This window comes from Duganella sacchari (assembly GCF_900143065.1).
Taxonomy (GTDB): Bacteria; Pseudomonadota; Gammaproteobacteria; order Burkholderiales; family Burkholderiaceae_D; genus Rugamonas; species Rugamonas sacchari.
In genome coordinates this window covers 155236-169052 of the sequence record NZ_FRCX01000004.1, presented here as the reverse complement: position 1 = coordinate 169052, position 13817 = coordinate 155236, and the positions used below count along the sequence as shown (strand labels likewise).

Below are 13817 nucleotides of genomic sequence, written 5' to 3'. Positions count from 1 at the left end.
TCAGTGGACGCCTTGCGCCGACGGCTCGCCTGGTGCGGCGTCGGCCGGCTTGGCCTCCACCTTGTGCTCACCCGCCAGGAACATATACATGGCTGGCACCACGAACAGCGTAAACAAGGTACCGATCGACAGGCCGGTAAAGATCACCAGGCCCATGGCGTGACGGCCGGCCGCACCCGCGCCCGATGCGATCACCAGTGGCACCACACCGAACACCATCGCGGCGGTGGTCATCAGGATAGGACGCAGACGGGTAGCAGCCGCTTCCTCGATAGCCTCGCGCTTGGACTTGCCGGCTTCACGCAGATGGTTGGCCACTTCCACGATCAGGATACCGTGCTTGGAGATGAGGCCCATCAGCGTCACCAGACCCACCTGGGTGTAGATGTTGATGGACGCGAAGCCAAGGAAGATAAACGTCATCGCACCAAACAGCGCCATCGGCACCGAGAACAGGATCACAATCGGATCGCGGAAGCTCTCGAACTGCGCGGCCAGCGCCAGGAACACGATGATGACCGCAAACAGCATGGTCACCAGGAAGCCGCCCGACTCCTTGGCGTACTGGCGCGATTCGCCCGAGAAGTCCGCCGTGTAGCCGGATGGCGCCACTTCCTTCAGCACATCGCGCAGGTACTGCTGGATCTCACCCTGGGTCGCACCGCTCACGCCGGAGACGGTCGCGGAGTTCAGCTGCTGGAAGCGGGTAATCGATTCCGGCTGCACGCTGTACTTGATGGTCGCCACGGTGCTGGCCGGGATCATGTCGCCGCTCGGCGTCTTGATGTAGAAGTCCAGCACGTCGTCAGGATTCAGGCGGTCCACCTGTTGCACCTGCGGGATCACCTTGTACGAACGGCCGGCGATCGAGAAGTAGTTGACGTAGCCGCCGCCCAGCGCCGCCGCCATGGCGTTACCGAAGTCCTGCTGCGTCAGGCCCAGCGTGGCCAGCTTTTCACGGTCCACGTCAACGCGCGCCTGCGGCGTGTCGATTTTCAGGTCGACGTCGACGAAGTAGAACTTGTTGTCCTTGCGCGCGCGGTCCAGCACTGCCTGCGCCACCGTGTTCAGGTTTTCGAACGGCTCCGTGGTGGTAATCACGAACTGCACCGGCAGGCCCGAGCTACCCGGCAACGCCGGGAACTGGAATGCCGCCACGCGGCCACCGGCAATGTGGTTCCACTTGGCTTGCAGTTCCTGCTGGATCTCGTGCGCCGAACGGCTACGCTTGTCCCAGGATTTGAACAGCACGCCACCGATACCGGCATTGGTGGTCGGTACGCCGGTGATCTGGAACATCTGCTCGTATTCCGGCAGGCCCTTGGCCACTTCGAAAATCTGCTTGGCGTAGGTCTGCATCTGGTCCGACGTGGCGGTAGGCGCACCCACCACCTGCGACAGCACGATGCCCTGGTCCTCTTCCGGCGCCAGCTCCGACTGCGACATCTTGAACATCAGGATCAGCAGCGCAAACACGATCACGCCAAACACGATCAGCACCGCCCAGGTCTCCAGCAGGCCATGCAGCGCGCGCAGATAGCCGTTGTGGACTTTTTCAAACACGCGGTCGATCGCTTTGACGAACTTGCCCTCATCCTGGGAGTGGTCGAAGAAGTGACCGCACATCATCGGCGACAGCGTCAGCGCGACGATGCCGGACACCGCTACCGCACCAGCCAGCGTGAACGCAAACTCGGTGAACAGCGCGCCTGTCAGGCCGCCCTGGAAGCCGATAGGCACGTAGACGGCAATCAGCACCACCGTCATCGCCAGGATCGGACTACCCAGTTCGCGCGCCGCGACAATCGCGGCGTCGAATGGCGTCATGCCCGCCTTCATATGACGGTCAACGTTCTCCACCACGATAATTGCATCGTCCACCACCAGGCCGATGGCCAGCACGATCGCCAGCAGCGTCAGCAAGTTGATCGAATAGCCCAGCATCAGCATCACGAAGAAGGTGCCGATCAGCGACAGCGGCATCGCCACTACCGGCACGATCACCGCGCGGAAGCTGCCCAGGAACAGATAGATCACGATGGTCACAATCACCAGCGCTTCCACCAGTGTCTTGACCACTTCGTCAATCGAGGTGTTGATGAAGTCCGTGGAGTCGTAGACGATTTCACCGGTCAGGCCCGATGGCAGCTGGTCGCGGATCGCCGGGAAGGCCTCGCGCACGCGCTTGGCCACGTCCAGGATGTTCGCGTCCGGCGCTACCTTGATACCGATGAACACCGAGCGCACGCCACTGAAGGCGACGTTGAAGTCATAGTTTTCCGAACCCAGCGTCACCGTCGCAATGTCTTCCAGGTGCACGATGGCGCCGCCCTTCTGCTTGACGGCCAGCTGCTTGAATTCGTCCACCGTATGCAGGTCGGTGCCGGCGGTCAGCGGCACGGTCACCATCTGGCCTTTACTGGCGCCCAGGCCGGCCAGGTAGTTGTTGGCAGCCAGGGCCTGGCTGACTTCTGCCGCCGTCACGCCATGCGCGGCCATCTTGCCTGCGTCCAGCCAGGCACGCAGCGCAAACTGGCGGGCGCCCAGCAGTTCAGCCGTCTGTACGCCCTGGATCGAATCCAGCTTGGGCTTGACCACGCGCGCCAGGAAGTCGGTCACGTTATTGGTCGGCAGCGTGTCGCTGTAGAAGCCCATGTACATGGCGTCCGTGGTCTGGCCGGTCTGCACCGTCAGCACTGGTTGCTGCGCCTGTTGCGGCAGCTGGTTCTTGACCGAGTTGACTTGGGTGGTGATCTCGGTCAGCGCGCGGTTGGAATCGTAGTTCAGGCGCAGCGTCGCGGTAATGGTCGACACGCCGCTGTTGGACGACGACGACAGGTAGTCGATACCCTGGGCCTGCGCGATCGCCGATTCCAGCGGCTGGGTGATAAAGCCCGCCACCGTGGCCGCATCCGCGCCGTAGTAGGTGGTGGAGATGGTCACCACCGAGTTCTGCGTCTTCGGATACTGGTTGATCGGAAGGCTGAACAGCGAGCGCAGACCCAGCACCACGATCAGTAAACTGATCACGCTGGCCAGCACCGGCCGTTTAATGAAGATGTCGGTAAAGTTCATGGCGCTTTATCCTCAGTGTTCCTGCGGCGTCGGATTCGGGCTGTTAGCCGGTTGCACCTTGTTGTCGATCACAGCCGGCGAACCGTTCTTCAGTTTCAGCTGGCCGCTGGTGACCACGGTCTGGCCTTCTTTCAGGCCGGTGAGGATGGCCACCTGGTCGCCGCGCGTCGGACCGGTGGTCACGAACACCTGCTGCGCCACCAGGTAAGGCTGGCCCTTCTCATCCTTGAGCGGATCCTTGGCGCTGGCTGGCGGCGGCGCCAGCACGAACACGGTCGAACCATACGGGTTGTAGGTAATGGCCGTCTGCGGCAGGGTCAGGTATTTTTTCAGGTCGCCCTGATCCAGGCTGACATTACCGAACATGCCAGGCAGCAGTTGGCGCTTGGCGTTAGGCACGGTGGCCTGCACCTGCACGTTGCGGGTGGCGGCGTCCACTTTCGGATTGATCGACGTAACCTTGGCCGGGAATGCCACGCCAGGATAGGCGTCGTTGGTCAGGTTCAGCTTCTGGCCGATGGACAGATTGGCCAGCTGCTTCTGCGGCACATAAAAGTCCACATACACGGTGTCGATGGTTTGCAGCGTCACCAGCTTGTCGCCCGGGTTCAGGTACTGGCCCGGATTGACGGCGGTGATACCCAGCTTGCCGGCGAACGGTGCGCGGATGGTCTTCTTGTCGACCAGCGCTTTTTGCTGTGCGACCAGCGCCTGCTTGGACTTCACATCCGCTTCATCGGCATCGACCTGCGCCTGGCTGATGGCTTGCGCCGCCAGCTGCAGCTTGTCGCGCTTGAGCGTGGTGCCGGACAGGTCGGCGCTGGCTTGCAGGGCGCGCAGCTGGGCGATGTCGGAATCGGCGTTCATCTCGAACAGCACCTGCCCGGCTTTCACCTCGTCGCCCGACTTGAAGCGCACTTCGCGCACCAGGCCGGCGATCTCGGTGGTCACATCGACACCACGCACCGGCGACAGCGTGCCCACGGAGCTGAGCTGCGGCTGCCATTCCGCCACCTGCGTCTGGATCGCAGTGACTACCTGCGCGGACGGCTTGGGTGCGCTGGCAATCAGCTTCTTAATTTGCAAAAACTTCCCGAACGCCAGTACGGCGATCAGTAGAATGACTAATCCCACCATGATCAGCATACGCTTGGTCATCAGTCGCTTGGCCATGAATCGTTCTCCTGCTGTATGAGTTATTGGTTTTTACCGTAGGGCGCTGCGGTGGATACCGCAGTCGCTGCCGGCACGCCGTTGGCGCGGTTCCACCAGCCGCCGCCCAGTGCCTGGAACAACGCGGCGGTATCGGCGTAACGCACCGCCTGCGCCTGGACCAGGTTGATATGGGTCTGCTGGTAGCTGCGCTGCGCGTCGAGCAAGACCAGGTAGCTGATGCCACCGAGCTTGTACTGCTGCTCGGCCAGCGTCAGCGTTTCCTTGGCCAGCGCCTCAGCATCCGCTTGCGACTTCAGCGCCGCAGCATCCGCATCCAGCGCGCGCAGCGTGTCGGCCACGTTCTTGAACGCTGTCAGCACCGTGGCGCGGTACTGCGCGGCCGCTACATCGTAGGCCGCTTCCGCAGCACGCCGCCTGGCGCTCAGTGCACCGCCGTTGAAAATCGGCTGCGCGATGCCCGCCGCCAGATTCCAGGCCGTGGTCTGGGAATCAAACAGCTTGCTGAAAGTATCGGAGGCCGAACCGTAGCTGCCGCTCAGCGTGAACTGCGGATACTGGGCGGCCGTCGCCACGCCGATGGCGGCGCTGGCCTGGTGCAGCTGTTCTTCGCTGGCGCGGATGTCAGGCCGCTGGCGCACCAGGGCGGACGGCAGCGACACCGGCAACTGCTCCGGCAACGTCAGCGTCTCGAGCGAGAACTCCGGTATGCCCGCTTCGCCCGGCAGCTTGCCGGCCAGGATGGACAACTGGTGGCGCGTCGCCGCCAGCGACTTCTCCAGCGGCGCAATGGTGGACTGAATCTGCGCCACCTGGTTGCGCTGGCTGAGCAGCGTCGCGCGCGGAATTGCGCCATATTCAAACTGCTTCTCGATCACGCCCTGCTGCCGCGTCAACGCCTCCAGCACTTCAAGCGTGGCCTTCAGCTGCGCGCGCAGCGACGCTTCCTGAATCGCCGTAGTCACCACGTTGGCGCTCAGCGTCAGGTAAGTCGCTTCCACCTGATAGCGCTGGTAGTCCACCGCAGCCTGCGCGCCTTCCAGCGTGCGGCGGGTGGCGCCAAACACGTCCGGCGTGTAAGCCACGTTGACCGAGGCGTTGTACACGTTATAGACGCCGGCGCCCGCACCGGCGGTCGCAACGCTGGTCTTCTGCCGTGTCGCACCCAGCTGGGCATTCACGGACGGATAAACCAGACTGCCGGCCTGCGCGTTATAGTTTTCCTGCGTCTGACGCAGCGCGGCTTCGGCGGCGGCCATGTTCGGGTTCTGCTCCAGCGCACTGCGGATCAGCTGATCCAATGCTGGTGAACGGAACAGCGTCCACCACTGCGCGGGAATTTCCTGCCCAAACGCGAACTGCTGTGAAGCGCCACCCAGACCGGGCGCGGACGCTGTCTGTTGCGGCAGCGGCGTGGGGGTATAACTATTGCCGGCGGTGGCCGGCGCTTCTGGGGATTTAAAATTTGGCCCGAGCGCACATCCGCCCAGACCGGCGGCGATCAACGCCGCAACGCCAGCCCGCAAGGCCAGCGTATGGAACTGCCTGAAGATCCGTTTTTTCACTACAATCTCCCGCACCTGTTACTGATATTTAAGGTTGCTGCATACTAAAGGTTAAATGAATATACATTTAGTGCCATATTCGCATTTTTTCTGTGTCACGTGTACATTTATTGCCGTGCGGCGATGAAAAAAAACGGGCTTTGCCATTGCTGGCAAAGCCCGTTTTCAGGTCAGGTCAATAATCAGGCTGGTTCCGGCGTGGCCACGGCGCCATAAGCGCGGTTGACTTCGGCCAGCGAGAAGGCGCTCGGACCATTGGTTTGCGCATCCAGTTGGTCGTCATGCGCCAGGCTGCGGTAGGTCAGCGGCGCTTCGTAGCGGATACGTTCTTCCTCGCTCACCTTGCCGTCGTGATTGGTGTCGGCGGCCATTTCGCTATCTGGCGGTGGCGCACCGAGAATGCCATCCTTGCCGACGCCTGGCAGCGGCTCTGGCGCAGGCAAGTTGTCGTTGACGTTGTTGTTGGCATGGGCATCGGCGCCAAAGCGGGCCTGGAAGATCTGGGTCTCTGGACGCAAGGTCAGTTTTTTCAGACCTTCATCGAACTGCTGCAGCGCGGTCTTCAGCGTTTCGTCTTGCGACACCGCTTTGACCAGGGCGTTGGCCTGATTGCCGTTGGTGTTGCCGGTATCCGTCTGCAGCGGGCTGGTGGCGTTGAAACCAGGCAGCGACAGGTAAGCGGCAACCGAAGCGCTCAGGTCTGCATTGGCGCCATTATCAATAGACTGAACGACCTTTCGAGGTTCGAGCGCTTTCTCGGCAACCAGGGCCGCGGAAAGAGTAGCACCGCCAATGTTGTTCACCATAATCATAATTGACTCCTGCAGGACGATTCCTCACCCCTTCATTCTATCAGCGTTTTGGCAACAGTTACCATTTCGTGCGGGCTGCAGAAGCAAAAAAGTACTTTTTTCTTCAAAAAAACTTTCCATACAACACTGACTTGATTGACAGAATTAATTGACATTAAGTTTTCATAGTTTTGCATGTTTTTTGATGTCTACGTAGCATCTTTTATGCAACACAGCGTTGCGGAAGTGGTCAGACCACCGTAGAATTGGTCAACCAGCAGTCCCCACCGCATCACAGATTTTTGACCAACTGCAAGCTCGGCCATCCTCTGGCCTTCCTGGCAGTGGCACGGCATACGCGAGGTGTGCCGACCGGCGACCGGCACAGACCGGCGTTGTTAAACTCAAACTATCTGGAGACTCAATGCACATTACCTTACGCCAGGCCGCCGTCGCGGCATGCCTGCTCTTGGCTGGCGGCGCCGCAACGGCCGCACAACCACTGCAAAACGCCATCATCAGCGCCAGCTACAACGCCGGCGGCATGCTCGGCATCGCCGACGACTATGCCGGCAGCAGCGTGAGTGGGCTCGATCCGCTCAACACCAGCGTGGAATTCTTCACCAGCGACGCCTTGTTCGGCTTCGATTTCGCCGCTGACGGCCACCTCACCATCTATAACAACAGCACCATCCCCACCGGCGCCTACATCGCCAGCTTTGACTTTGGCGCCTCGCTGGGCGCCGCCATCAAAACCTTCACCATCACGGATGCGGGCCTGACCAGCGGCGTGCCGCTGCTGACCGTGGCCGATGGCCACACCATCACCATCGACCTCAGTGCGGTGAGGTGGAACGGCGATTACAGCGCGCTGCAAACCAATATCACGCTGCAGGCAGTGCCGGAACCCGCCAGCGCCGTGATGCTGGCAGCCGGTCTGCTCGGCCTGGGATTGCGCGCACGCCGCCGCAACCGCTAACCGCCCTCTTACAATTCAAGGAGCACCAGATGAAACTCTCCCGTTTCAGGGCGGCGCTACGCCTGTCCCTTTTATTCAGCCTGGCCGCGGCCACCCACGCGGCGGGCCTCGATCCGGCACTGCAAGGCGCACCGGCAGATGGTTTTGGCAGCGGCACCACCGGTGGTTCGGCCGCCATCAGCTCGCAGATTTATACCGTGGCCAGCCGCCCGCAACTGTTGGCCGCCATACAGCGCGGCGGCCTCAATCCGAAAATCATCAAGCTGGCCGGCACCATCGACATGAGCGAGGGCGTGCCCTACGCGAACACGGGTGACCAGGCGATACGCGGCCTGATACGCCTGCCGGCCAATACCACGCTGATCGGCGCGGACAACACTGCCGGCATCATCAACGGCCATATCGTCGTCGCCAACGTCTCGCAAGTCATCATCCGCAATCTGAAGATCGTGAACCCGTGCGACGTCGGCCCGATATGGGACCCGAATGATGGCGCACTGGGTAACTGGAACTCCGCCTACGACGGCATCGGCGTCTCCGGCTCCGACCACGTGTGGGTGGACCACGTTACCTTCACCGATGGCGCCATGAGCGACGACCTGCTGCCGGTCGAGAACGGCCAGGTCAAGCAGTGCCATGACGGCGCGCTCGATATCACCAACGCATCCGACTACGTGACCGTGTCGTACAACGTATTTGGCCAGCACCGCAAGAATAATCTGATCGGTTCCAGCGACACCGCCACTGGGGACAACGGCAAGCTGCACATCACCTTCAGCAACAACGTCTTCCGCGACATCGTCAGCCGTGCGCCACGGGTGCGCTATGGCCAGGTCCACCTGTTCAACAACTACTTCGTGGGCAGCAAATCGCATCCGGCCTATCCCTATGAATACAGCGTGGGCGTCGGCCAGCAGGCGCAGATCCTGTCCAACAACAACGTGTTCGAGATTGCCGGCGTGACGCGCTGCGACGAGGTGGTGACGCCGATCGGCGGCACCGTGCCCGGCGCGTTCAAGGATGCCGGCTCGGTGCTGAACGGCGCCGCACTGGCGGGATGTTCGACGCCGAACAGCGTCGCCTACAGCGTTCCTTATGCCTACAGCGCGCGTCCGGTGGCGCTGGTCAAGGCCAACGCCATTGCCCAAGCCGGCGCTGGCAAGCTGACGACCAGCATCAGCGGCAGCGGCAATGTCACGCCCGATCCCACCGTCACCCTGACCTGCCCCGCCACCGGCCTGTACTTCTGCGATGACTTCCAGAGCAGCAGCATGGCTAACTGGAACCTGCTGCCGGTGGCCGGCCCTAACGGCAGCTTCAGCGTCAAGAACGAGACCGTGGGTGCGGCCAACATCGTGATGCAATACACGGCAGCGGGCACCGGCGGCGTGCTGGCCACGCTCAAGTCCAGCGCCATGGCCAATGTGCCCAACGGCGATTACTATGTCGAGGCGCGCATCAAGCCGCTGACCAACAGCACCACCGGCAACAAGCTACTGTACCTGCTCACACGTTACAAGGATGCCAGCAACTGGTATGGCGCGGGACTCAACGTGCAAAGCGCCACCACCAGCACGCAGGTGGAAATCGCCAGAATGCTTAACGGTACCCTGACGCGTCCCAAGCAGGTGAAGAAGCCGATTCAGATGGATGCGCAGTTCTACACCGTGCGCTTTGAAATGATCGGCACCACGCTCACGGTCTATCTGGACGGCGAAGCGCTGGGCAGCGTAACCGACGCCGCTTTCGCGGATCGCGGCGTAGTGGGCCTGTACACGGCCAACAAGTCCTTCCAGATTGACGACGTCCGCATCGGCAATCCGGCGTTGAAGCCTTCGCAGCTGACACTCAATCCGGCAGCGCTGACCTATGCCGCCGAAGTCGGCGACGCGCCGCTGGCTGTCAGCGTGACGGCGCTGAAGCCGGATGGCACGCTGGATGACTTCACTGCTTCGTCCAGCAATCCCGGCGTGGCGGCAGTCGCCATCAACGGTAAGGCGCTGACGGTAACTGCGGTTGGCGCGGGCAATGCCACCATCACCGTGACCAGCGCATCCGATCCAACCCTGACGCGCACCATTGCCGCCACAATCAGCCCGCAGTTCGTGCAGCCCGTGCAAACCTATGCGCTGGCCGGCGCCACGCTGCCGGCCGCCCACGCGGACACGATCCAGGTGGACGCGTCGCTCAAGCTGACCTTTGACACTCCGCCCACACTGGGCACCGGCGGCAGCATCCGTATCTTCCGCAAGACCGACAACGCGCTGGTTGATGTCATCCGGCTGTCCGGCGAGAGCGATGTACTGGGCTATCCCGGCCAGGCCAATGTGCGCAAGGTGAACACCACGCCCATCACCATCAGCGGCAATACCGTCACCATCAAGCCGCACGCCAACCGGCTGGCCTACGGCACCGAGTACTATGTCGCCATCTCGAACGGCGTGTTTACCGGCACGGCCCTGGGTGGCGTGCCGTTTGCCGGCATAGGCAAGCTGGGTGACTGGTCGTTCACCACCCGCGCCAGCGCGCCGGCCATCGGCAACAGCCTGACGGTGGGCGACGCTGCCGATACAGACTTCAGCACCGTCCAGGGCGCGCTGAATTTCGCCATGCAGATGCTGGGCGCCGCAGATCCTGTCACCATCCACATCCGCAACGGCGTCTATAACGAACTGCTCTACCTGCGCGGCAAAGATAACGTGACGCTGAAAGGCGACAGCCGCGACGGCGCCATCATCCAGTACACCAACTACGACACGCTCAACACCGGCTCCGGCGCCAGCCAGGCCAGTCTGGATGCGGCAGCAGCGGGCGGACGCGCGGTGATGCTGGTGGAATCGTCCGATATGCTGGTGCTCGACACCCTCACGCTGAAGAACACCACGCTGCGCTCCAACGCCATCTCCGCACAGGCGGAAACCCTCTACTTCAACAACGACAGCGGCCGCCTGATCGCCAAAAACGCCAATTTCTACAGCGAACAGGACACGCTGAACCTGAAAGGCTATGCGTGGTTCTGGCACACGCTGGTGGCGGGCAATGTGGACTTCATCTGGGGCAGCAGCCGCGTCGCGCTGTTTGAAGAAAGCGAGATCCGTTCGGTGGGCGACACCAGCAACGCTGGCAGCGGCGGCTATATCCTGCAGGCGCGCGTGGCCAACGCCACTGATAAAGGCTATGTCTTCCTCAACTGCAGCCTGACGCATGGCGCCGGCCCTGGCCCGCAGCACGGCGACGTGCCTGCCGGCGCCACCTACCTCGCGCGCAGCGCCGGCAGCACGGCCTACTGGGACAACATCGCTTTCATCAACACCAGGATGGATAGCCATATCGCCACCGTGGGCTGGGCCAGTGCAGGCGTCAACAGCCAGCCGGCGCCGAATCCCGTAGCCGCCAGCGCCGTCAGCGGCTGGCGCGAGTATGGCAGCACCACGATGAGCGGGGACGCCATCAACCTGGCCGCGCGCGTGGGAGGTTTCCAGCTCAGTGCCAGCGACGTGGCGGCCGGTTTTGCCGACCGCACCCGTGTGTTTGCCGCTTACGGCGGCGGCGCGGGATGGAATCCACAGCCTTAAATAAAGCTGTCATCGTATCGTCATACGAATGGGGTAGCATGCCGCACGCGCGTGTTACGCTACGCGGCTGCGCTACCCCATTCAACCTGACGACGACCTATATGACGAAGAAAATGTCCCTGCGCGCGATCGTACTCGCCGCATCCTGCTTTGCCCTGTCCAGCTGCTACGCTGCGCCAGCGGCGCCAACTACTGCCTCCCCCCTGCCCAAGCTCGTCGTCGTGCTGGTGGTGGATGGCCTGCCGAATGAACAGGTGCAGCGCTACCGCGACCAGTTCGGCCAGGGTGGTCTGCGCCGCATGCTGGACCAGGGCGCATCGTTCAGCAACGCGCACCAGGCCCACGGCGTGACCGTGACCGCGATCGGCCACAGCGCCGTACTGACCGGCGCCTACCCCTACGTGCACGGGATCATCGGCAACAACTGGATCGATCCAGTCACCAAAAAATCGGTCTACTGCACCGAAGACAGCAACTACAGCTACATCGGCGAAGAAACCAAGCCTGCGGACGGCACCTCGCCCGCCAAACTGAAAGTCAATACGCTGGGCGATGAACTGCGCTACGCCACCGGCAGCAGGAGCAAGGTGATCACGGTTTCCGGCAAAGACCGTGGCGCGATTCTGCTGGCGGGCAAAACCGGCACCGCTTATATGTACATGGAAAAGACCGGCAACTTCGCCAGCAGCACCTACTACATGAAGCAGCATCCTGAGTGGGTCAGCAAGTACCTGGCCACCAAGCCGCAGGACCGCTTCTACGGCAAAACCTGGGCGCCGCTGCTGCCGGCTGCCGCCTATGAAGGCGACGCCAGCGAAGACCTGAACATTCCCAAAGCCGGTTCCCACAACCGCCTGCCATACACCTACTACAGCGAAAGCGGCGAAATCGATGCGGGCTACTACGCCAGCCTGCGCGTGGGTCCGTTCCTGGACCAGCTGACGCTGGACTTCGCCCGCGCTGCGGTGGAAGGCGAAAACCTGGGCCGCAATCCGGCCGGTGTGCCGGACATCCTGGGCGTCAGCCTGTCGGCGCACGACTACGTGAACCACGCGTTCGGTCCGGAAAGCAAACTGTCGCACGACCATCTGCAACGCCTGGACCGCATGGTGGCAGACTTCTTCAACTACCTGGACAAGCGCGTCGGCATGGACAATGTGCTGGTGGTGCTGACCGCCGACCATGGCTTCCCCAACACGCCGGAATTCTCGAAAACCCAGCACCTGGACGCCGAGCGCCTCGATGGTGACAAGCTCATGGCCGCCCTGGACCAGCATCTGTCGGAAAAATTCGGTGTCGCCAAACTGGTGCAGGCATGGTCGCTGCCCAACATCCATCTGGACTATGCGCTGGTCGACCAGAACAAGCTGAAACGCGAAGAAGTGGAAACCGCCGCCGCGCGCTACCTGCTGGCACAAAACGGCATTGTGGACGCCATCACCCGCACCCAGTTTGAAAGCGGCGCGGTACAAGGCACGCATATCAATACCCTGATGCGCCGCGCCTGGAACCGTGAGTCGTCGGGTGATCTGATGGTGATTACCAAGCCATTCTGGTACTTCGGCACCGGCGTCAGTGGCACTTCGCATGGCTCGCCATACGCCTACGACACCAACGTACCGCTGATGATCATGGGTAAACGCTGGGTCAAGCCAGGCGCCTACGGCCAGTACGCGGAAGTGGTCGACATCGCGCCGACCCTGGCCAATCTGCTGCACGTACGTCCGCCAGCAGGCGCGGAAGGCCGCGTGCTGACGGAAACGCTGCGCTAATCAGCTCTCTGCCCTCAGGACAGGCTGTTCAAATACTGATTCAGGTGATCGAAGTTGAGCGGCTTGGAGAAATGCTGGGTAAAGCCCGCCGCGACGGCCTTCTTGGCCGAGTCGCGGTCGGCGGACCCCGTCAGCGCAATGATCGGCACCGACTGCGCGCCCGGCATACGGCGGATCGCCCGCACGGCGCCAAAGCCATCCATCCATGGCATGCCCAGATCCATGATGATTGCCTTGGGCATCGCATCCCGCACCCAGTCGCAGGCTTCGTAGCCGTTATGGGCGGCGGCGGTTTCATAGCCCTGGCACTGCAACAGTGCCGACAGCGACTCCACCATATCGACATTATCGTCCACCACCAGAACCTGTTTTGCGCTTGCCATGATCAGCCTCACTTGTTTGAAATTGTGGGAGAATCGTAGCAACGGTGCCGCACGGTGTATGTTCGCCAGCGCACCTAGCCAAAACAACAAATAAGGGGACGATATGAAGCGGGTGACGGGGATAGGCGGCGTGTTCTTCTATGCGAAAGATCCGGCAGCGCTGCGCGAGTGGTACAAGACCCATTTGGGCATCGACGTGCAGGTATGGGGTGGCGCGGCGTTTGACTGGTCCGACGAATCGGGCAAACCGGTAGGCGGCACCACCGCATGGTGCATCAGCGCTGCCGACAGCGGCCACTTCGCGCCGGGTGCCTCCCCGTTCATGATTAACTACCGCGTGGCCGACCTGGGCGCGCTGCTGCAAGCGCTGCGCGACGAAGGCTGCCAGGTAATGGACAAGACCGACGATTCCGAATACGGCAAGTTCGGCTGGGTGATCGACCCTGAAGGCAACAAGGTCGAACTGTGGGAGCCGCCAGCCGGCCAGTAAATGCTGGACGCTGA

9 protein-coding genes are annotated in these 13817 nt (G+C 62.0%); 4 read left to right on the top strand and 5 right to left on the bottom strand.

What is annotated here, in order from left to right; all coding sequences use genetic code 11:
- The 4 genes from BUA36_RS09800 to BUA36_RS09785 form a co-directional block, all read right to left on the bottom strand.
- Positions 1–3075 (bottom strand): efflux RND transporter permease subunit, encoded by a 3075-nt coding sequence (locus BUA36_RS09800; protein ID WP_072783982.1) that lies wholly within the window; start codon positions 3073–3075, stop codon positions 1–3.
- A 12-nt stretch (positions 3076–3087) separates the two neighbouring features.
- On the bottom strand, positions 3088–4233 hold the full coding sequence (locus BUA36_RS09795; RefSeq protein WP_072784618.1) for an efflux RND transporter periplasmic adaptor subunit: 1146 nt from the start codon (positions 4231–4233) through the stop codon (positions 3088–3090).
- 38 nt (positions 4234–4271) lie between these two features.
- The gene (locus BUA36_RS09790; protein ID WP_229255656.1) at positions 4272–5813 is read right to left on the bottom strand and encodes an efflux transporter outer membrane subunit; all 1542 of its coding nucleotides are present in this window, start codon (positions 5811–5813) and stop codon (positions 4272–4274) included.
- Between the two features lie 182 nt (positions 5814–5995).
- Positions 5996–6625, bottom strand: a complete 630-nt coding sequence (locus BUA36_RS09785) for a hypothetical protein (RefSeq protein WP_072783980.1) — start codon at positions 6623–6625, stop codon at positions 5996–5998.
- A 403-nt stretch (positions 6626–7028) separates the two neighbouring features.
- On the opposite strand from BUA36_RS09785, the gene BUA36_RS09780 reads away from it, so the two are divergent.
- The 3 genes from BUA36_RS09780 (at position 7029) to BUA36_RS09770 (ending at position 12930) form a co-directional block, all read left to right on the top strand.
- The gene (locus BUA36_RS09780) at positions 7029–7583 is read left to right on the top strand and encodes a PEP-CTERM sorting domain-containing protein (RefSeq protein ID WP_072783978.1); all 555 of its coding nucleotides are present in this window, start codon (positions 7029–7031) and stop codon (positions 7581–7583) included.
- A gap of 29 nt (positions 7584–7612) precedes the next feature.
- A complete protein-coding gene (locus BUA36_RS09775) occupies positions 7613–11158 on the top strand; it encodes a pectinesterase family protein (RefSeq protein WP_072783975.1) in 3546 nt (1181 codons plus the stop codon).
- A gap of 101 nt (positions 11159–11259) precedes the next feature.
- On the top strand, positions 11260–12930 hold the full coding sequence (locus tag BUA36_RS09770) for an alkaline phosphatase family protein (RefSeq protein WP_072783973.1): 1671 nt from the start codon (positions 11260–11262) through the stop codon (positions 12928–12930).
- Between the two features lie 14 nt (positions 12931–12944).
- Here the strand turns inward: BUA36_RS09770 and BUA36_RS09765 are convergent, their stop codons facing one another.
- Entirely contained in the window at positions 12945–13313 is a 369-nt protein-coding gene (locus tag BUA36_RS09765; protein ID WP_072783970.1) for a response regulator, read from the bottom strand.
- Between the two features lie 103 nt (positions 13314–13416).
- On the opposite strand from BUA36_RS09765, the gene BUA36_RS09760 reads away from it, so the two are divergent.
- Entirely contained in the window at positions 13417–13803 is a 387-nt protein-coding gene (locus tag BUA36_RS09760; RefSeq protein ID WP_072783968.1) for a VOC family protein, read from the top strand.
- Positions 13804–13817 lie beyond the last annotated feature (14 nt).